The sequence below is a fragment of the Phormidium tenue FACHB-1050 genome (genome assembly GCF_014696925.1).
Classification (GTDB): domain Bacteria; phylum Cyanobacteriota; class Cyanobacteriia; order Pseudanabaenales; family Pseudanabaenaceae; genus Pseudanabaena.
Window position 1 is genome coordinate 181,848 of sequence record NZ_JACJQY010000003.1, and the last position, 21,706, is coordinate 203,553.

Consider the following 21,706-nt stretch of genomic DNA (forward strand, 5'->3'; position numbering starts at 1 on the left):
TTTAATGTTTACTTTCTACTTTTTACTTTTGCCTTACACAGTGGCGATCGCTTCGTGACGCGCAAAAATCATGCGACCAGCCGAAGTTTGTAACGCACTAGTGACTATCACAATAATTTGTTTGCCGAGGTACTCACGACCTTCCTCAATGACAACCATTGTGCCATCTTCAAGATAGCCAATGCCTTGCGATGCTTCTTTTCCTTCCTTGAGTACTTTGATTTCGATCAGATCCCCTGGTAAATAGGTTGGGCGCAAAGCTTGAGCGAGATCATTGATATTCAAAACTTCAACCTGCTGTAAATTGGCGACTTTGTTGAGGTTGTAATCATTAGTGATCAGCGTGCAGCTTAGCTCTTGGGCTAAACGGACTAACTTGGCATCAACAGTATGCAAGTCTTCATAATCGGCGGAATGAATTGTGATGCGATCGCTAAACTGGTCACGCATATTATTGAGAATATCTAGCCCCCTTCTACCACGAACCCGTTTTTGATCATTGGAGCTATCAGCGATCGTCTGCAATTCTTGAATCACAAAATGGGGGATCAGTAATTGCCCTTCTAAAAATCCCGTCTCCATCAAAGTCTGAATTCGTCCATCAATTACGGTACTAGTATCTAAAACCTTCGCTGTCGCGGTACGCAAAGTTCCATCAGCGAGGAGACTGCTTTCGACATTGTTGGGATTGATCAACCGCAACAATGCACGCCCGTGAGTGTCCGACAGAGTCATCCCCGAATAAGCAAAGATAATACTTACTAAAATTGCCGTGAGTGGCTTAATAAAGTCAAAGTTGTCAGGAATAGGGATTAAAAATAATGGTGCTAGCATCAAGTTAGCGACCAGTAGACCAAAGACCAAACCAACAGCACGACCCAAAATCGTCTCAAGCGGCATTGACCGAATGTTCGTTTCGATGCGGCGGTAGGTATTTTGGACGATCAAGCCTGCAATTAATCCGACCACAGATCCTACCCCAAGCGTCACCCAGCGTAGATTTTGGATATTCAGATGGGAGATCGTCTCTGGTGGTAAGAAATCAATACCGTGGAAGCCAGTGCCTGCTCCCGCGAGGATGAATGTAAAAATGATAATAGCGTCAATCATAGGGCGGAACTCCGCTTGGACGAATAAATATAAGGACGTGAGATCAACTCAAATAATCTCTAGCCTAGAGCTTTAATTGAGTTTAGGTAATATTTTTCAAAATTTCTCAATCCTTTGCATACAATTCTACACAAATGCAATAGAGAATTGTCTATCTTGGGGATTGAGCGCAACCTTCGCTGGATTTTTGTCCGTCGGGCATGATTGCCCCACAAAAGTTGGTTTCTGATATGTATGCACTTGTCAAGTCGGCTCCTGTGAGATCAGCTCCCCTTAAATCCGCTTTATCTAGAATTGCACCTATTAAGTTTGCCTCTCGCAAATCAGCAAGCTTAAGATCTGCTGAAAATAGATTCGCGTTACGTAAATTTGCACCTCTCAGGTTGGCAAAACTTAGTTTTGTCCTTGATAGATCGCAACCTTGGCATTCTCTAGTTTGCAAAACCTGACGGATTTGGTTGGGATCAGCAGAGGCGGATTCTGTCCAACTAATTGTGGCGATCGCGCAGGTTAGTCCTGAAATTATCAAACAAGTCTTGATTAGAGTTTTCATTTGTTTGGATCTTAGTTGTTGAGCTTACTGTCAGTATAAAACCTAGAAAGTAGAGTCCGTGTAAAGTCTCACCTTTAGCATTAGCAAATTTCAATCACCCAAAAAATGAAAGGTTTGCAAAGCAATGCTTTCATTTTTTTGACATAAAACCCAAGAATTGATTGGCAGCGCTCCGCACTGCCAATCAATTCTTGGGTTTTGTTTTGTCCTAAGACAAGTAACTGTAGCCATATCACTATGGAGTGCGATCGCAATCACAAGGGTAGATATCTGGTGTCACTTGCGATTATCAAAAAAAGCTAGATGATGACTTCATGGAGTTAATCACTCACAAGTTAAAGATCACCCAGTCGGTTGAATTGATAGAAGGAAGTAGCGATTGCTACTTTTGATAGAAAATTAAATTTATAGAAATTTGATTTTCTAATTCGTTGCAAGTAATTAGAGAACGTAGAAGTAGAGGCAGTCATGAAAAGTACAATCGTCGCCACATTTTTAGCCATTTCGGGTTTCGCCATTTCAGGTTTTGCATTCGCTACATCAGCTAATGCTCAAACAGCGATCGTCGCCGCTCTCTATCAAAACCCTACTGCTCCTCAAACCGAAGTTCGTTATGACAGTGCTGCTACTAGCACCAATCAAATTATCCTTGCGGTCAATAGCACTCCTGAAGTAATGGCGATCGCGTACAACTTGGTTACTGGTGATAGTTACGATCGCATCGTAACTGTGAGCCACAAAGATAGTCTTGCTTGCTTAGTAAGTGGCAACGGCTCTGTTGATGGTGCTGTTATGTGTGGATTCATCGACTACGAATAAGAAAAAGGACGCGAAGCGTCCTTTTTCTTGATTTAGGCAATATTGGCGTTATTTTTAAGTTCGTTTAGCTTTTGCAGTCCAAACTGAGCGCGTTTAATTTTTTTTTCGCATAATTCTTCAATATCAGTACGCGCAATTTCAAGCCCGTTTTGCGTATCTGTGGCTCGATCAAAAAATACAATGCTGTCCACCTGTTTCATCCCAATTAGGCGAAACAGCATATCAATTACGTTATATTCTCCACATTCGAGATTTTCGTCATTTAATCGCAATCGGTCAATATTGGCTGGAGTGCGATCGCAGTAGGCATAAATCGTCGTTTTTTCCAGTTCAGGATTGTCATGATTGCTAAGCGGTGTGAGTAACCAACCACCTTCAATATCTTGAATCACAAAATAAATTGTATGTTTAAGATTTTGGGCGATCGCCTTTAGTACTGACGCAATCAAACTAACTGCGCTAGCCGTTTCTTCATCGGGGGTACTCTGAACTAATAAAGCAACTTGGCGATCCAGAATTTGATCTTTAGTTTGCATGAATCTTTAGTTAACTTTGATCGTGATTAATATCTTGAATTTAGATGATTGAGCCGCGCTCTGCGCGGCTCAATCATCTAAATATTATTGGCTGATCTCTGAAGTGCAGGTTTGGCTGTAATTGATTGCAATGATTCTAAAGTCTCAAAAATTGCCTCACGCATAGTTGTCTCGGTTTCGCGATTTAGCAATACTTGGCAATAATCAGCGATCGCCCGTTCTTGAGCAGCAGGCAACCGATTATCTTGAACATATTGATTGATTTTCTTAATGGCAATCAGTCTTGCTAGATCGTCATTTACTGCTAGCTGAGCAATAAGCTGATCAAAATTATTTTGTTGACGTTGCAACCATTGGCTAAAAGCTTGACGTACGAGCAACACTAAAATCCCTAAAGTTGCGACAAGCTGCAAAATGTTGGCTGACGCTAACCAATGATTTTCTTGGTTAGACCATACAGCTAATACTGTATAGGTCAAAAAAACAGTGACCGTGCCGCTCGCGACTGATAAAGGTAAGTGGCGATAGGGACTTTGCAAAAACTTCTGAATGCGCCACAAAATCACATTCCAGTTCCAGTCCTGTATTATATAGACCGCAGTCATGGCAAAGATCCCCGCACTAGTTGCCGCGATTAGCTGCCAATTCCACAGTAGCAACATCACCAAAAAAATCGCCAACAAAGCCCATACTGGCAACCCTTGCTCACGGGCAAGCCCACGCCAAAGCGATCGCATTAATTGTTGAGCTTGCGATGGGGATGCAGTTGATTCTTGTTCTGAATGATGTGAAGTTTTGACCACTGATTGCCACTTATATCCCTAAGGACTGTAATAGCTACTTTACAGGATTTTAGTTAAAAAAGGTGAGAGCGCTTAAGCACATCTCACCTTTTTTCATTTAGCAGGTTTCTTGTACATGTTTTGCAAGCTGAGTAGCCCTACACCGCCCGTGACGAGAAACACCCCAAATAGCTGGATAAAATCTAGTTTGTTTCCCAAGATTGTGTAGGCTAGGAACGTGGTAAAGACGGGACCACTAGCACTCACAATCGATGCTTGCGCTGCACCCATTAGCTTTGTACCAAAGCTGGTCAGCAAATAACCCCCTAAAGTCGTTAGTGCAATCAAGAAGCACATAAATATAAGTGAGCTATTAAAGGAAATCGAAGCCAAGGTGAATGGTAATGTCCCAAAGCAGAGCAGCAAAATAATTGCAAAGTTAATTGAAGTAAAAGAAACAGGATTTAGTTGTTTAAAGCAAGCCTGAGAGGTAATGATATATCCCGCGAAAGAAATTCCTGAAAGCATTGCTGCAATTACCCCCCACGTATCAGGTTTTGTTACTCCAAAAATGTTGTAGGTAAGCATAATGCCTACATAAATCACTCCAATTACAAACCAGCGTTCTTTGCTAGGGCGATCGCCAAATAGCATCCAAGCCATCAAAACTGTAACCGTCGGGAAGATGAAAAACAGGGTGACGGCTAGTCCGGGGTTCAAAATGCCTAGAGCTACATAAATGAATGCAAAAGAGGCAAATTGCAGTAAAGCGCTGAAGGCAACCCGCCAGAATAATAATCTACGACCGGGTGTGAGCAATTGCTGAAAGTCTCGTAATACATCTACCCGAAAAATAAGCTTAGCTACTATCCACATAATTGGTGTTGCGAATAGCATTCGCAACAGTAACAACATGAAGGAGTTGGGGACGGTGGCTTTAATCAATCCCCCAAAACTAAACATCCCAAAAATACTGGAGTTGGAGAAAATCACCCTTACCAAAATATTTTGCAAGGACAAAACCACTGAAGCGCCCAATACTAAGATAAATCCTAACCACCAATCATTGAGACGCTTAGTTGGTTGAGCTATGGGAGGGGCTGTCTCTAGAGAGTTAAATGGTTCGGTCGGATCACCTACATATGGGCGAGTGTCATTTGAGTCATATTGCCTAAATTGACTACTGTTGAATGTAGGGATCTGAATTTGCCCATAGTTAGCATTGCCATTAGGAATAGTAGGCGCTGCACTACTGCCATTAGTGCCGATCGCTCCTGCAAAACCAGATGTCCCCGTGAAGTTGACTGGTGGATTACTGCCTAGGCTCCCACCTGTGTAGCGATCGCCCGATGATCGCCGCAAGTATTCATCAATTCTTTCAACAAGCGCCGAGAGCATCAACTCGCCTTGTTGTCGTTGTGTATACATACGTTGCATCTGATCATCAAGATCTCGCTGATATGTATCCACATCCCGTTGTAAAGACTGAAAAGTGGCTCGAATAGCACCATCAAGATTAAGCATTAACTGCTCAAAATTCTCAGAATGATCATTGAGTACCTTTGAGTTAGTAACGATCACATCATTTTTTAAGTGATAGGTGATCGCTTGGGCAAGTTGCTCGATCCATTGTTGGCGCTGGATTTCTTGCTGATTCATGCCTTGCTGCGCGACAGTTAGCACCTCTAGCTCTTTGCGTTGAGACTGGAGTCGCTGAATATCATCAGTTAAGGCATTTTTTTGAGCTTGTAAAATCAAAATTTCACGGCTGAGCTTGCCCAAGATATTTGCCCGCAGATCAGACAAGTCCTTGGTGACTCCCGCGAGGGTCTGCTCGTAATTACTATTACTACGAATATTATTGCTCTCCATTGAAGAAATCACCTCGTAACAATGCCATCTGAAATAACGCTAGGGACTAAGTTTGGCACTAATTTTTTAATTGGCTTAATTGGTTGCGTCTAGTTTGCGAACTTTATAGCACTAATTTGAGCATCTGACATATTTAGTTTTATTTGTTGATCAAAAAAATGTTTATAGCAGTCTCAAAAAACAAAGGAAAGTTGCGGCGCTTCGCGCCGCAACTTTCCTTTGTTTTTTGAATTCGGGAGAGTGTTTAGGAGATGCATAGCTTTCTAGATAATTAAGCTTCAGCTTTGGCAAGATGCATAATGTCAAGCCACTCGATCAAACTATCAAGTTGTTTGTCGTGAGATAGTGTGCCTAAGCCTCGCACGGTGACATTACCTAGACTATAAACAAAGCGCGATCGCAGGTGGCTCGGTAAATGCTCATGGAGGAGTTTCCATGCTGGCTCTTCCATCTTAGACTCTAGGACAACATGTTGCTTACCTTCTGGCTTAATCCGCGAGAACCCAATCCGCTTAGCGATCAGTTTTAATTCCATAACTTTTAAAAGTTGCATAGCAGGGGCGGGGACATTTCCATAGCAGTCTTTCCACTCTTCGATGATTTGGGTGAGTTCGCGGCGAGAACTTACGGAGGCTACGGCTCGGTATGCACTCATTTTGCGATCGCCATCGGGAATATATTCCGCAGGGATAAAGGCGGTAATTGGCAAATCTACTTGTGTATCATCGACTTCAGGGATTTCTGAGCCACGTATTTCGGCGATCGCTTCTTGCAGCATCTCCATATATAAATCAAAGCCAATCGTGTTGATTTGTCCCGACTGCTCAGAGCCTAAGAGATTGCCCACGCCGCGAATTTCCATATCGCGCATGGCTAACTGATAGCCTGAACCGAGGTGGGTAAATTCTTGAATTGCTTTGAGACGTTTGCGAGCGACATCAGTTAGCTCACCTTTTTCTTGATAAAACAACCAAGCATGGGCTTGAATGCCAGCCCGACCAACCCGACCACGCAATTGATAAAGCTGCGCGAGTCCAAATCTTTGGGCATCTTCAATAATGATCGTGTTGACTCGGGGAATGTCTAGCCCTGATTCGATAATTGTGGTGCAGATCATCATGTCGGCTTCGCCACTGTTGAAACTGAGCATCGTTGCTTCTAGTTCTGATTCGGGCATCTGTCCGTGGGCGATCGCCATGCGTACCGATGGCAACATTTCATGGACTCGCGCCGACACTTCCTCAATATCATCAATGCGCGACACCACATAAAAGATCTGACCACCGCGATCGAGTTCCTGTCGAATTGCGGCGCGAACTAGCTCAAGGTTATAACGCGATAAATGTGTCATGATTGAGCGTCTTGATGGTGGTGGGGTCGTAATCAGGCTCATTTCGCGCACGCCAGACATAGCCATATATAGGGTTCTAGGAATGGGTGTGGCGGATAGTGTAAGAACATCAACTTCCGTTTTCATGGTTTTGATCTTCTCTTTTTGGGCAACCCCAAAGCGCTGCTCTTCATCAATGACCAATAGCCCTAAATCTTTAAATTCCACATCTTTAGATAGAAGTTGATGCGTACCGACAACAATATCCAGTTCCCCAGTTTTCAGCTTGCGACAAATTTCTCTCTTCTCAGATGTGGTGCGGAAACGATTAAGCAGCGCAATATTTACAGGATAGGCGGCATAGCGCTCTTGCAAACTGTGATAGTGCTGCTGTGCGAGAATCGTGGTCGGAACCAGCAATGCCGCTTGTTTTCCTGTTGTCACGGCTTTAAAAATTGTGCGGATAGCAACTTCGGTTTTGCCAAAGCCCACATCGCCGCAGACAAGTCGATCCATTGGGCGTGAACTTTCCATATCTTGCTTCACATCCTGAGTTGCCTTCAATTGGTCAGGTGTCGCTTGGTAAGGAAAAGAATCTTCCATTTCCTGTTGCCAAGGATTATCAGGCGGGAAAGCATATCCTACCTGCTGCGATCGCTTGGCGTAAAGTTCTAGTAAATCAAAAGCGATTTTCTTAATCGCTTTCTTTGCTTTAGCTGTGGTATTTGTCCATGTTTTGCCCGTCATTTTGTGCAATTCGGGCTTGCCTTCATTCATGCCCCGATAACGCGACAGAATTGACATCTGATCGACGACTACGCGCAATAATCCATCGGCATATTTGAGAACTAAGTATTCGCGAGTTTCATTATTGACCGTCAATTTTTCTAATTTGATAAACTGTCCCACGCCATGATTTTTGTGAACAACATAGTCTCCTGCGGAGAGTTTATTGAGATCTACTTGTTTCGAAACTGCCCTGCGACGTTTGCGAACATAGTTGGGAGTACCCAAGGCGTGTTGTCCAAAAAACTCGCGATCGCTGATCACCACAATTCGATAAGTAGGCAGCACAAAGCCTTGAATTTCAGCAATGCCCGAATATTTCAAAGCAACGGCAATGCGGAGGTTGTGGGTTTTGTCTATCGCAGGATAATCGCGAACATTGGGAATAAATTGGGCTTGGCAATCATGTTCTTGCAACAGTGCTACTGTGCGCGAAGGTTGGGCAGAGATGAGAATGATTTTATACTTCTGTTCGCGGTAGTCACGGATAGTTTGGGCGATTTTGCCGAACTGATGGGGAATTGCAGGAATCGACCGACTCGACATATTCACGCCGCGATTTTCTTCTCCTAGTTCAAATAATTCGAGGCGATCAAATTTGGTGATTTGTTCTAAACATTCAGCAAAGGAGCGATGGAGTTTGCCCTCTCCCCCAGACCCTCTCCCACTGGGAGTGGGTAGTAGGGAGTAAATCTGTTCGGCGGATTCGTACCAGCGATCGCAATGCGCTTTGCATTGGTCGATCTCATCAATTACAACCAAACAGTTTTCTGAAGTTGGTAAATAATCTAATAGAGAAGCTGTAGATTTGGGATGGACTGCAAACCCCTGAACGCTAAATTCATCTTCTAGATTGCTATCATTTGCTGGTAGGTTGCCTAAAATATGCCCATAGCTAATCGGCGCTAACATCACCGAGGGAATGCTATCGAGTGGTCTTTGGGTGGAAGGCTCAAATTCACGAATTCGTTCTATTTCATCGCCAAACCAATCAATCCGTACAGGCATTTCACTGGAAACAGGAAAAATGTCAATAATATCGCCACGTCTTCCCCATTGTCCTTCTGTCTCGACCGTTGATGTATGCTCATAGCCCATCAGAGTCAGGTTCTCTGACATGTCCTTAAGCGTAATCTCTGTACCAACTTCCAAGGATAAGCAATATTCTCTAAATTCTTCAGGACTGGGTAAATGGGGTTGGAGGGCGCGATCGGTTGCGACGATCGCTACTTTTTTCTTTTCTCCTTCCCGTTCATCCCAGTTGACTAAATCCGCCAAAATCTGCATTTGTCCCCAAACGACCTCTGACTCAGGTGCATAGGGTTCGTAGGGCAGGACATCAGAAGTGGGATAAAAATGTACAGTCTGCCAACCCATAGTATCTAGTTGTACCGACCAGCGACCTGCCTCTTCGATCGTGGCAGCAATAACTAACATCAGCCGTTCTTGCTTTTGGCTCAGGGTCGAACTAACCAGCCCTTTGCCGACTCGTGATAAACCCGAAAGCGTGAGTTGATGCGATCGCACCAATTTACTCTCTAGTTCATCAGTGAGAGGCGATCGGATTAAAGAACGAATTACTGAGGAAAATGGCATGGGCTAAAAGGCAATATTTGGAAATGGCAATACATCAGAGTTTAGCAATAATATTTAATCGTCTAGTGATGAAGGTTAAAATAAAAATATCTATCGCCAACCTATTGTAATTAAGCCATGATTGCTAATCCCAAATTTAATTACATATCTCCAGATGAATATCTCGAAATGGAGGAACAAAGTGATATCAAACATGAATATATCGATGGATATGTTTATGCAATGGCTGGAGCAAACGATCCCCACGTTACGATCGCCTTGAATATGGCTTTTGCTGTCCGCAACCATTTGCGTGGATCTGGTTGCCGAGTTTATATGTCAGATATGAAAGCGCGGATAGATGCATTGAATCGATTCTACTATCCTGATGTGATGGTGACTTGTGATTTTAGAGATACCCAAACTCCAAATCACAAGCGTTTTCCTAAACTAATTATCGAAGTTCTATCAAAATCTACGGAAGCATTTGATCGAGGTGATAAGTTTGCCGATTATCAGCAACTAGATAGTTTAGAAGAATATGTTCTCGTAAATACAAAACGTCAACGAATTGATTGTTTTCGTAAAGAGGAGGGGCGCTGGTTTTTAGAAACATATTCTGAAGAGCAAGAGAGTTTTCAACTATCAAGCATTAATTTTGAAGGCAAATTTAAAGATCTTTACGAAGACGTTAGTTTTTAAGTAGCTCGGCATAGTTATAAACAAAACCCAGATTGCCATGTCGCCCGCGTAGCGGGCGACATGGCAATCTGGGTTTTAAGTTTACTTATGCTTAACTACTTAAATAAAATTATTGCAATTTAGACGTTTACAAGCTGAGAAACTGATCTCAATGGTTCTAATAGTATTCCTAAAATCTTATCCACTTCGCTAACATAATACTCAATCGCATCAATCTGGACTAAATTTTTTTCTAGCTTAATAAACCGCCAGTTCGTGCCACTAGTAACGCCCCCATAAATAATTGGGATTTTGTTATGATGCTGTTCGTTAAAGATTTGCGCCGCAACCATCGCCGCAATACATTGACCAACACCACCAAAAATATCTTCTCGCTTTGCCTCAATAATAATCACCACAGGAGATGTAATTTCCAACTGTTCTTCAGAACTACTCAATAAAAAATCACAGAACCCTGTCAATCCACGATCGCGATCAACTGTGAACTCTGAGCCAGAAAACAATGAAATCTTGTAGTTTAGTTGACGGCGAACTTCGCTCAAAATCTGAGCAATGATAAATTCTGATCGCGCTTTCTCAGTGCCAACTGCGATCGCAAAAGATAGATTTTCTTGAAGTAGTGTCGTCAAGATTTGGGATGGTGTAACTTTGGCTGTATCTACAAAAAGATTTGTCTTTTCGTCAATGGTTAACTGAAAAGCTTCTTTGACTTTGCTAAAGGTGAAGTCACTGTATGCCATAAAAACCTACATTTTTTGTGATGCTCCTATTTTACTTGTATTGAGATCGTCAACATCTGTCTACCCGTGATGAAATGAAATCGCGATCGCAAGAAATGTAAAATAGGTTTAGCTCATATTGTCGTGAAACTATGCCCGTACCCGTTGAACAGTTACTTAACTCCGAAATCCTCAAACCTGCTCGTTATTTAGGTAATGAGTTTGGCGCAGTGCATAAACCTTGGGAGCAGGCGATCGTGCGCTGGTCGCTGACCTATCCTGAAATTTATGAAGTAGGCGCGTCCAACTTGGGGCATATCATTCTTTACAGCATCATTAACTCTAAAGATGGTCAGCTATGCGATCGCGCTTATCTCCCTGCCCCTGACCTCTCCGCAAAATTACGTGAAACCAAGACAGATTTGTTTGCGGTGGAGTCCAAGCGATCGCTGCGGGACTTTGACATTTTAGGCTTTAGCCTCAGCTATGAACTAGGTGCAACCAATGTTTTAGAAATGTTTGACCTTGCCAATATTCCGATGACATGGCGTGAAAGGAGTGAATTGAGTATTGAGGAATGCCCATTAATTTTTGCAGGGGGTCAAACTGCCACTTCTAATCCTGAACCCTATGCTGACTTCTTTGATTTCTTTGCTCTCGGTGATGGAGAAGAACTATTACCTGAAATTGGAGAAGTTCTCAAAGCCGCTAAACTTGCAGGTAAAACTCGTCGTGAAACTTTACTAGATCTTGCCAATGAAGTTGATGGGGTTTACGTTCCAGAATTCTATGATATGGATGAGAAAACAGGCGCAGTCACTCCCAACCGTAGCGACGTTTCTCCCCGTGCATTGCGGCGGGTGGCTACACCAATGCCTGAGCATAGCATTGGCTTAGTTCCCCTTGTGGAAACCGTTCACGATCGCCTCGTCATCGAAATTAGAAGGGGCTGTACTCGCGGCTGTCGTTTTTGCCAACCAGGGATGCTCACCCGTCCCGCCCGTGATGTCGAACCCGAAAAGGTGGTTGACACGATTGAGAGAGCCATTCGAGAAACAGGATATAACGAATTTTCTTTGCTTTCCCTCTCTTGTTCCGATTATCTTGCGTTGCCATCGGTAGGCGTACAGATCAAGAATCGTTTTAAAGATGAACACGTTACCCTCTCTTTGCCTAGCCAAAGAGTCGATCGCTTTGATGAGAATATTGCCCATATGCTGCGTAGTGGCGATGGTCGTCAACAGGGACTGACATTTGCTCCTGAAGCTGGAACCCAGCGTCTGCGGGATGTTATTAATAAGGGCTTGACCGATGAAGAGCTATTGCAAGGGGTGAAAACTGCCTATGTCGAAGGTTGGGATAAGGTCAAGCTCTACTTTATGATTGGCTTGCCGACGGAAACCGATGAAGATGTGATTGGCATTGTCAATACGGTGGAATGGCTCCAAAATGAATGTTCGCAAAAGGGAAGGAAGAAGATTTCCTTTAACTTGACTATTTCCAACTTTACACCCAAGCCCCATACGCCTTTCCAGTGGTTCACTGTCTCTAGTGGTGAGTTTGTGCGGAAGCAGCAATTGCTTCGCAAGGAATTTCGTCGCTTGAGTGGAGTGAAGGTGAACTACACCGAGGTTCGCATCAGTGCGATGGAGGATTTTGTTGGGCGGGGCGATCGCCGTTTGGGTAAAGTGCTGTATCGCGCATGGCAACTGGGTGCGGGTATGGACTCATGGTTTGAAAATACCGAAAAAGCTTTTGGTGCATGGACACAGGCGATCGCAGAGGCAGATCTGGTTTGGGATGCACCATCGCTAAAAATGGAGGATGCTTTACCTTGGGATCATATTGATACGGGTATCGATAAACAATGGCTGATCGAAGATTGGGAAAGAGCGATCGCGGCTCAGATTGTTCCTGACTGTTCCTTTGGTGGTTGTTCCCATTGTGGAGTCTGTGGTCCTGAATTTGGACATAACGAGGTGATTCCACCACCTGAAGTGCCGCCCATTTCTCTAGAGAAGCCCAAAGTACCGCCCAGAGTTCAACGTATTCGTCTCAAATTTGGCAAGCTAGGCGATATGAGTCTAATTTCTCATCTAGACTTGCACCGATTCTTTCAACGTGCGGCTAGGCGTGCGGCTCTGCCCGTTGCTCATACTGAAGGTTTTAATCCTTTACCGCGTATTTCCATCGCGAAGGCTCTGCCCCTTGGTCAAACTAGTAGTGCTGAATTTGTGGATTTTGAGCTAACGGCAACTATACCCATTAAAGAATTTCAAGAACGCTTCAAAGCAGAATTAGATGCGGATCTGCCAATTTATGCGATCGAGGAAGTTCCTGTTCATGCGCCTTCTTTGGATGCGATGCTCGAAGTTGCTGAATATACGCTTACTTGTGCTTTTATTACGCCTAAGGAACGCAATGCGGCGGATATTATGGATTTACTAGAAGGTGCGAGTTATTGTGTGCTGGCGGCAACTTCGATCCAAATGCCAAAAGTCTCGAAATCAGGTCGTAATCAGATGCTGGAATTACGCGATCGCCTCTTTGCGATTAATGTAATTAACCCCGATCCTGAGTTGCCCAAAATCCATTTTATGGGAAGTTGTAAGCCTGATAGCAATCTCAAACCTGAGTATGTGGTCTATATGATGAATAAGTATCTTGCCGAAGAAGATGAAATTAAATTAGTCAAGGTTCATCGCGAATCGATGCGTTAGACTAAGTAACAAGGGGCTTAAGCCCCTTGTTTAAATATTACCAATATGACAAATTCAAGGTCTTAATATGGCTGAACTAACACTCGCTCAGAATTGCTTTCTAATTCATCACAAAATACCTTTATCTCAAGTTTTTGATGCGACTGGCATGAAAAAGAAGGAATACGAAGAGGTAATGAAAGAATTGGGTATGACTATTGCGATCGGAGTAAATCCTTGTAGAGCAATAGAAAGACATACGCTTAAAGATAAATACGGTAAGTGCATTCAATGTAAACCTGTTAACCTCGCTTTCCAGAAACGTTACAACGAGTCAGGATTTATCTATATCGCAAGGTCTGAGAGCTTGAAACTAATCAAAATTGGTACAGCAAAGGATACTGTAAAAAGGGAATATAGTCTAAATAATTTTCGGTACGGCGGTTGTAGTGATTGGAAAATTATGTTTAATGAACAATGCAATAAACATGGACGCATAGAATTTGAAGCACATCAAGCTTTAATGCCTCATAATGTTCATAAATCTTACTGGAAGCAGGATAATTTGGTTGAATGTAGTGAGCTTTTCGATTGTGAAGTTGAATTAGCTGTCAAAACTATTGAGGAAATTATCTTGCGATATTGATAACTAAACAAGTTCTTGAATACCGATCCTGAATTTCCGAAAATTCATTTCATGGGTAGTTGCAAGCCCGACAGCAATCTCAAACCTGAGTATGTGGTCTATATGATGAATAAGTATCTTTCAGAAGAAGATGAAATTAAATTAGTCAAGGTTCATCGCGAATCGATGCGCTAACAAATGTAGCAATGAAGGCGGCGCGGAGCGCCGCCTTCACTTATTTTAGACCGTTGCTGCTACAGGCACTGCATCCGTAGCTTCAGGGCTATTCTGCTCCGAAGGTGGCACAACCTGCCAGAACTTCGGCAAATAGCTCGACCAATTATCGAGAATTTCCTTCGCTCTAGAACTACCAGTATGCTCATAGCTGGATTGAATCAATTCCTTTAGCTGATTCTCACCTGCGGCGGTGCAAACCCGTTGGACTTTGAGAACTTCTTGGCTTAACCGCTCTTTGAACTTGCCATCAATATCAAGGAAGTAAGCAATCCCGCCTGTCATCCCAGCGCCAACATTACGACCTGTGGTTCCTAGAACTACAACTACGCCACCCGTCATATATTCACAGCAGTGGTCACCTGTCCCTTCCACTACTGCCTTTGCACCAGAGTTCCGCACTCCGAATCGTTCGCCAGCACGTCCATGTACAAACAGATAGCCACCCGTTGCACCATATAAGCAGGTGTTGCCAATGATGGCATTGTCCGCAGGATTGAAGGTGCAATCAGGTTTTGGCTTGATGCTGATTGTGCCACCATTCATCCCTTTACCAATGTAGTCATTGGCTTCACCGACTAGAGATAGATTCAATCCATTGATATTGAATGCGCCGAAGCTTTGACCTGCTGCGCCCACAAATTCGAGATTGAGGTGGCTAGCCAGACCAGAGTTGCCATATTGCTTAGCGATCGCCCCTGATACTCTCGCAGGCACTGAACGATCGGTATTAACGATCGCATAGGTTTTGCTTAAATCAGTTTGATTAGCGATCGCCTCCTGCACTTCGAGATCTGCCAAGATTTCATCATCCAGAACTGCACCATTGCTATGGGAAGTTGGAGAATGCTCTAACCAACTGCGATCGCTCTTGGTGTTGGGGAGATTGATGAGACAACCTAAATCTACTTGATTGAGATTGAGTTTAGCGAGTTGCAAGTCTTGGCGCTGTGCCAATAGGTCAGAACGTCCGATGATCTCTTTGAGGGATTTGTAACCGAGCTTGGCAAGGATTTGACGCACTTCTTCAGCAACGAAATAGAGGAAATTAACCACATGTTCAGGCGTTCCAGGGAAGCGCTTGCGGAACTGCTCTAGTTGCGAAGTTACACCAACAGGGCATTTATTAGTGTGGCAAACTCGCGCCATGATACAACCTTCAGCAATCATCGCCGCTGTACCAAAGCCGTATTCTTCACCACCGAGAAGAGCCGCGATCGCCACATCCCAGCCAGTTTTGAAACCGCCATCAACACGTAATAAAACGCGATCGCGTAGTTTGTTACCCATCAGCACCGTATGCACTTCTGCTAAACCAAGTTCCCAAGGTGAGCCAGCGTGCTTAATCGAACTTAGGGGTGAAGCGCCCGTACCGCCATCGTAGCCAGAGATTTGGATGATGTCGGCGTTTGCCTTAGCTACACCTGCGGCGATCGTGCCGATACCAATTTCCGATACTAGTTTTACAGATACTTTTGCGGTGGGATTGATCTGATGCAAATCATAAATCAACTGGGCGAGGTCTTCGATGGAATAGATGTCATGGTGTGGAGGAGGCGAAATTAGCGATACCCCTGGTTTGGAGTTTCGGAGCATGGCAATATAGCTGCTGACTTTTGGTCCTGGCAACTGTCCGCCTTCTCCTGGTTTCGCACCTTGAGCAACTTTAATCTCTAGTTGATTGGAACTGACAAGATAGGAAGGAGTAACCCCAAAGCGTCCCGACGCAATCTGTTTAATTGCGGAGTTAGCAGTGTCGCCATTTTTTAGCCCCTTGAGATGAGGGAATGTTGCGGAAATGCCATTAGCATCTACATCATTGATGGGCAAATAGCGAATTGGATCTTCGCCACCTTCACCACAGTTAGATTTACCACCGACGCGATTCATGGCGATCGCAAGGACTTCATGGGCTTCTCGACTCAAGGCTCCGAGGGACATAGCTCCTGTACAGAAGCGGCTGAGGATTTCAGAAACATCTTCGACTTCTTCTAGGGGAATGTTAGGGCGATCGCTCTTAAATTCTAATAAATCACGTAGAGCCGTTGGCGTGCGATTCTGTAACTGTGTCCGATAGACTTCGTAATGGTCGTAGCCATCACCAGCCACTGCTTTATGCAAAGCCTTTGCCATTTCAGGACTGTTCATGTGGTACTCACCTGTGGGGCGATACTGCATGAAGCCGTAGTTCTCTAGCTTTTTGATTTGCAATTCAGGGAAGGCTTGAGAATGGAAACTGAGTAATTCCGATGCGATATCAGCGAAGTTAACACCACCAACGCGGGAAACTGTTCCCTTAAAGCAATTGGTAATTACTTCTTCGCCAATACCGATCGCCTCAAAAATTTGTGCGCCACTGTAGCTCGATAGGAGCGAAATCCCCATCTTGGAGAGAATCTTCAACAATCCGCCTTCAACTGCTTTACGATAGCTATCTTGAACTTGGGTAATTGTCAAAGCCTTGATTTTGCCCTGTTGCATTTGCATTTGGGTCTTGGCTTTACCCCACCATTGGCGTGTGGTCTCAAAAGCTAGATAAGGACAGATCGCACTAGCTCCATAACCAATCAAGCAAGCAAAATGATGGGTACTCCAACATTGAGCCGTTTCCACAATAATCGAAGCCTTCATGCGAAGCCCTTCGGCACAAAGACGGTGATGCACAGCACCCACAGCTAATAGAGGGGGAATATAGGCACTTTCTGCACTCAAGTTGCGATCGCTTAAAATCAACAATTTTGCGCCATCGCGAACAGCCTTCACTGCTGCATCACTGAGCTTAGCGATCGCCTGTTTTAGTCCATTAGCTCCTGAGGCGATCGGGAACAACATATCTAATTTTGCCGAAGCAAAACCTAATGATTGTAGTTCCTCAAGCTCTGCTTCATTGATTACGGGACTCTTTACCTTAATCTGATTAGCCGCATCAGGAGTGGCAAGGAGCAAATTCGCTCTTTCTCCTAAGAACATCGATAAAGACATCACCGTTCCCTCACGCAGAGGATCGATCGGTGGATTAGTTACCTGTGCAAAGCGCTGCTTGAAGTAGTCATAGAGCAGGTGTGGACGTTGTGATAAAAATGCTAGCGGCGCATCATCACCCATGCAGAAGACTGGCTCCTTTCCATCTTGAGCCATCGCTTCAATCACCATTTCCACGTCTTCGAGGGTGTAGCCAAAGGCGGTTTGATAGGTAAGAACTTTCTGCTCATCAAGGGTTGGCGCTTCTGCAAAAGGTTTGACCTCCAGATTCTTCCGATATTGTTTAATCCATTCACCATAGGGATGAGCCTTGGCGACTCGCTCCTTTATTTCCCAGTTGTGGAGAATCTCATGGGTTTGCAAATCCACAGCGATCGTTTGTCCAGGACCAAGGCGACCTTTTTCAATGATATCCGTTTCAGGAATATCCACAGTTCCTGCTTCTGAGCTAACGATCACCATGCCATCATTAGTAATCATGTAACGAGCAGGACGTAAGCCATTGCGATCCAGAGCCGCACCGACAATTTTGCCATCACTAAAGGCTAGCAAGGCGGGTCCATCCCAAGCCTCTTGCAAGCCACTGTAATATTCGTAGAAATCAACAATTGCTTGGCGATCGCTTAAATCTGGTTGATTCTCATAGGCTTCTGGCACAAGGATCATCATCGCCTCAAGCGGACTATGCCCTGTCTCAATTAGCAATTCAAAAACGTGATCGAGCGTTGCCGAATCGCTCTCATTTGGTTTAAGAATAGGAAGTAAATCCTTGAGGCGATCGCCCTTTGCGTCTACCCAAGTAGGATGGGTGAGATCACCTTGACGAGCAAGGAACCAATTGGTATTTCCCTGCAAAGTATTAATTTCACCATTGTGACCCAGAAAACGCATCGGTTGAGCAAGGGGCCATTTGGGTAAGGTGTTGGTGCTAAAACGACGGTGATAGATTGCATAAGCCGAGACATAATCGGGATTTTGAAGGTCTGCATAAAACGCATCTAATACAGCTGATCGCACCATCCCCTTATAAATTACGGTCGCGTTAGATAGAGATGGGACATAAAAGTCGCTAGGGAGATCAGGAGCGAGCTTTTTGACCTCAAGTTTGATGCGGCGACGAGTAATGTAAATCGCTCTTTCAATCTGATCGAGTTTTTGATGATCGGCATCAGCCACGAAAATCGCTTGCTCAATCTGGGGCTGATTTTCCCTAGCTTGCACACCCAAGACCTCTGGATTAACAGGCACAATTCTCCATCGTAGGAGCTTTAAGCCTTCTTCTGAAGCAATTCTTTCGGTGATTGCACGACATTTAGCTGCATGATCGTGATCCTGTGGCAGGAAAAACATCCCCAAAGCTGAATGCTCAGGATCAATGGTCAAATCTGCAAATTCCTTTTGTAACAAAGCCCAAGGAATTGCGGTCATCAAACCTGCACCATCTCCCGAATCTTGATCGGCACTACATCCGCCGCGATGCTCCATACAAGTCAGAGCTTTTAGGGAATTGCTCACAATTTTATGGCTAGCACGACCTTCTTTGTCCGCAATAAATCCTACCCCACAGGCATCACGCTCTTCCACTAGCCAATAGGGACCTTGGACAAGATTAGTAGTTCCAGACTGATTAGACTGACTTGTATTCACGCGGCTCACTTCCATCGGATTATCTGTTGCTATCAAAAAATGTATGTTGAAATTATGAGATTCTTAAGGTGGGTGATGAAGCTCTCACTGCGTCACTTCGTACCTTGTACATTGTTAATTCTAGATTAAGCTTTTTATTAACAGGTGCAAAACTGTTAATATCTTGCTTGCAGAAATTTGCTTTAAACTGACATAAATCGCTTAAGATTATTGCAAATTAGCAGTCGCACCCTAGCTGTAGCTTGGGATCTAAGTCAAGACTTAATATTTGAACTAAGCTTGCATTCAATCATTTGAATGAAGGCAGATTTTAGAGCATAGCTCTTTACTTAGTCTTGTGCATAGGTACTAAGTAGATATTTTAGTATGAATTTTTTAAGTGGGGCATTATCGATTATAAGCGACAAAGATCTTTCTTATGTTCGACTCACTACAGTTTTTGGGTGTAGTTTGACCTACAAGCGAGACCCAAAGCTACAAAATTAAGTACTTCTTCTTTTGCGTTTTTATAGCAGTCCTAAATGGGTTGTGAGAGTTCGCCCCTTTGGGGTGAACTCTCATATTGCTACATAATTAGGTAATTACAAACCCAAACCCATAAAGTTGTGACTTTACGGGGCACAACTTTATGGGTTTGGGTAATTTATTTTGGACAAGTACTTATAATGGCAAAACAGTTTCAGTGACTTGCATCATGGCTTATTGGCTTCTTAAAAGTGAACCCGATGTTTATTCCTATGCTGATCTAGAGCGCGATCGCCAGACGATTTGGGATGGGGTGAATAATAATTTGGCGCTCAAGCATATCCGCACGATGCAGATCAAAGATCTTGCCTTGATTTATCACACAGGCGATGAACGGCGTGCTATGGGTATTGCGGAAGTGATCAGTTTGCCCTACGTAGATCCGAAATTAGACGACCCCAAACGGGCGGTGGTTGATGTTAAAGCCTTGCGATCGCTGCCTCAGCCAGTCACCCTTGCTCAAATTAAACAAGATCCTGATTTTGAAGGCTTTGATCTAATTCGGATTAGTCGCCTGTCTGTTGTTCCTGTCTCTGAGGCGCATTGGCAAAAAATTTTAGAACTCGCCAATATTTAAATGAAGTGCCGCGCTATGCGCGGCACTTCATTAGCTTTTAGGTAGCCCTAATTTATTTAGATCGCTTTGCGCTATAGGATATTGGCTAGAAGTTATTAGTAATTTTTTAGAATATATGAACTATTTGGTTAGTGTTTGGAGCGATCGCCTGAAGGCTGAAGAAGTCTATACGCGACTAGAATCTGCAAATTTTCCGATGGAAGCAATTTCGATTTTAGGCAAGGGCTACAAAAGCGCTGAAGAATTTGGCTTTATCGATCCCCTTGTCCAAGGTCGCAAACAAGCCTTTTTTATGTCCTATTGGCTAGTTCCCTTTGGCTTTTTAGCAGGAATTGGATTTAGCCTCGTTACTGATTTACATACTTTTGCTTGGGCTGGCAGTATTGGCAATCATTTGATCGGTGGCTTGCTCGGTGCATTTGGTGGTGCAATGGGAAGTCTATTTGTGGGCGGTGGTGTTGGTGTGGCAACTAGCAGCGACTCCGTTCCTCTGCGTAACCGTCTTGATGAAGGTAAGTATCTGATCGTTGTCCAAGGTACAGATCAGCAGGTAGTGCGGGCTAATCAACTCATGCGTCCTTTGCGCCCTGAGAATATTCAAGGCTATGTTGCTCCCTAAATTACAACGCTTTACGCTCAATCCAGAACAATATATTTTTCAAAAGCTTTACATTGCAAAGCTTTTGAAAAATATATTGTTCTGTTGAAATATAAATAATTTGGGAAAATAACTTGTGTTGTAAGTCGTCTACAGGGCTTTATTAAGAGTCCCGCTAATCGACTCTCTTAGATACCAATCGATAAAAGTGTGGCAATACTTTTATCGATTAAAAGTCAAGCCCAGCAAGAGTTTTGAAAGCATAAAAATGGCGTAGCCATTTTGTGCTTGAGTATAACAAAGCATAAAGGTATTACCAAAAATAGAAATATGAAATCACGTCAAGTCTTTACTTATATTTGGCGCATTAATGCTGTAATTATTCTACTTATGGGAATTCTTGCTAGCGCTAGTTTTGCTGCGACTGTTTGGGGATTATTTCGACAGGCTACCCGTACGCAGGAAGTTAGTAATGTTGTCAATTTATCTACAAATGATGAAGTCAAGGTAAAAACGACAATTGGAACCTTTGGACAGATTTCAGGAACGGATATCATTAAAGCTCCGCTTTATCTGATCCAAGAATATGACTATAGAGCAGGAGCTAAGGAGTCTAGTTCTGTTCAGAATTATATTTTCTATGATCCAACTAAAAAAGTGTCTTATTGGTTAAGACCGAAGAGTGAAGGATTACTTCTATCTACGATCGCTTTACCAGATCTCACGGAAAGTACGGGAAAAGAACAGCAGTTGCCGACAGTTGGCTATGTGTATTTAGTTGCGGACAAAGACACCAACAATGACAAACGTATCAATGACGAAGATCAAAAGAGCATTGCGATTTCTGATCCTTCAGGGTTGCGCTTTAAAGTGTTGATTAATCAAGTAGATCGGTTTAATGGCACTTCTACTATTAAAAATAATCGTGTCTCCATACTGTATCAATCAGAAAATAAGCTCAAAGTTGCCGAAGTTGATCTGCGATCGCAAGAAATCGTCAGTAATTCTGAATTTAGCAGTCAGCCATAGAGTTTA

The 21,706-nt window shown here is 43.6% G+C and carries 16 protein-coding genes; 8 read left to right on the top strand and 8 right to left on the bottom strand.

All coding sequences use genetic code 11. The annotated features are described in order from the left end of the window. Positions 1-33: 33 nt before the first annotated feature. Positions 34-1,110 carry a PIN/TRAM domain-containing protein gene (locus H6G05_RS03420; RefSeq protein ID WP_094533477.1) on the bottom strand — a complete coding sequence of 359 codons (1,077 nt, stop codon included), beginning with the start codon at positions 1,108-1,110 and terminating at the stop codon, positions 34-36. Between the two features lie 151 nt (positions 1,111-1,261). Beyond that, positions 1,262-1,663 carry a pentapeptide repeat-containing protein gene (locus H6G05_RS25555; protein WP_190576306.1) on the bottom strand — a complete coding sequence of 134 codons (402 nt, stop codon included), beginning with the start codon at positions 1,661-1,663 and terminating at the stop codon, positions 1,262-1,264. Positions 1,664-2,131: 468 nt separating this feature from the next. Here H6G05_RS25555 and H6G05_RS03430 point away from each other — a divergent pair, with 468 nt between their 5' ends. After that, complete coding sequence (locus H6G05_RS03430) at positions 2,132-2,482, top strand: hypothetical protein (protein WP_190576307.1); 351 nt, start codon at positions 2,132-2,134, stop codon at positions 2,480-2,482. Between the two features lie 32 nt (positions 2,483-2,514). Here H6G05_RS03430 and H6G05_RS03435 read toward each other — a convergent pair whose 3' ends face one another. The 4 genes from H6G05_RS03435 to mfd form a co-directional block, all read right to left on the bottom strand. Then, positions 2,515-3,018: a hypothetical protein gene (locus H6G05_RS03435; protein WP_190576308.1), complete on the bottom strand. Its 504-nt coding sequence runs from the start codon at positions 3,016-3,018 to the stop codon at positions 2,515-2,517. 77 nt (positions 3,019-3,095) lie between these two features. Then, on the bottom strand, positions 3,096-3,821 hold the full coding sequence (locus H6G05_RS03440) for a hypothetical protein (RefSeq protein ID WP_190576310.1): 726 nt from the start codon (positions 3,819-3,821) through the stop codon (positions 3,096-3,098). Positions 3,822-3,914: 93 nt separating this feature from the next. Continuing rightward, positions 3,915-5,672: a DMT family transporter gene (locus H6G05_RS03445; RefSeq protein ID WP_190576312.1), complete on the bottom strand. Its 1,758-nt coding sequence runs from the start codon at positions 5,670-5,672 to the stop codon at positions 3,915-3,917. Positions 5,673-5,943: 271 nt separating this feature from the next. After that, positions 5,944-9,384 carry a transcription-repair coupling factor gene (gene mfd / locus H6G05_RS03450; RefSeq protein WP_190576314.1) on the bottom strand — a complete coding sequence of 1,147 codons (3,441 nt, stop codon included), beginning with the start codon at positions 9,382-9,384 and terminating at the stop codon, positions 5,944-5,946. Between the two features lie 117 nt (positions 9,385-9,501). Between mfd and H6G05_RS03455 the strand changes: the two genes are divergently transcribed. Continuing rightward, entirely contained in the window at positions 9,502-10,065 is a 564-nt protein-coding gene (locus H6G05_RS03455; protein WP_190576318.1) for a Uma2 family endonuclease, read from the top strand. Between the two features lie 119 nt (positions 10,066-10,184). Here the strand turns inward: H6G05_RS03455 and H6G05_RS03460 are convergent, their stop codons facing one another. Next, positions 10,185-10,805, bottom strand: coding sequence for a hypothetical protein (locus tag H6G05_RS03460; RefSeq protein ID WP_190576320.1), 621 nt, complete (start codon positions 10,803-10,805; stop codon positions 10,185-10,187). A gap of 131 nt (positions 10,806-10,936) precedes the next feature. Between H6G05_RS03460 and H6G05_RS03465 the strand changes: the two genes are divergently transcribed. The 3 genes from H6G05_RS03465 to H6G05_RS03475 all read left to right on the top strand — a co-directional run bounded on the left by H6G05_RS03465 (position 10,937) and on the right by H6G05_RS03475 (position 14,303). Next, positions 10,937-13,504: a TIGR03960 family B12-binding radical SAM protein gene (locus tag H6G05_RS03465; protein WP_190576321.1), complete on the top strand. Its 2,568-nt coding sequence runs from the start codon at positions 10,937-10,939 to the stop codon at positions 13,502-13,504. Positions 13,505-13,571: 67 nt separating this feature from the next. After that, complete coding sequence (locus H6G05_RS03470) at positions 13,572-14,129, top strand: GIY-YIG nuclease family protein (protein ID WP_190576324.1); 558 nt, start codon at positions 13,572-13,574, stop codon at positions 14,127-14,129. 15 nt (positions 14,130-14,144) lie between these two features. Then, positions 14,145-14,303: a hypothetical protein gene (locus H6G05_RS03475; protein ID WP_190576326.1), complete on the top strand. Its 159-nt coding sequence runs from the start codon at positions 14,145-14,147 to the stop codon at positions 14,301-14,303. A gap of 45 nt (positions 14,304-14,348) precedes the next feature. Here the strand turns inward: H6G05_RS03475 and gltB are convergent, their stop codons facing one another. After that, the gene (gene gltB / locus H6G05_RS03480) at positions 14,349-18,971 is read right to left on the bottom strand and encodes a glutamate synthase large subunit (RefSeq protein ID WP_408962456.1); all 4,623 of its coding nucleotides are present in this window, start codon (positions 18,969-18,971) and stop codon (positions 14,349-14,351) included. A gap of 628 nt (positions 18,972-19,599) precedes the next feature. On the opposite strand from gltB, the gene H6G05_RS03485 reads away from it, so the two are divergent. The 3 genes from H6G05_RS03485 to H6G05_RS03495 all read left to right on the top strand — a co-directional run bounded on the left by H6G05_RS03485 (position 19,600) and on the right by H6G05_RS03495 (position 21,700). After that, entirely contained in the window at positions 19,600-20,073 is a 474-nt protein-coding gene (locus H6G05_RS03485; protein ID WP_242025208.1) for an EVE domain-containing protein, read from the top strand. Positions 20,074-20,188: 115 nt separating this feature from the next. Continuing rightward, positions 20,189-20,692, top strand: a complete 504-nt coding sequence (locus tag H6G05_RS03490) for a hypothetical protein (RefSeq protein ID WP_190576328.1) — start codon at positions 20,189-20,191, stop codon at positions 20,690-20,692. A 309-nt stretch (positions 20,693-21,001) separates the two neighbouring features. Continuing rightward, on the top strand, positions 21,002-21,700 hold the full coding sequence (locus H6G05_RS03495; protein WP_190576330.1) for a hypothetical protein: 699 nt from the start codon (positions 21,002-21,004) through the stop codon (positions 21,698-21,700). Positions 21,701-21,706: the final 6 nt, after the last annotated feature.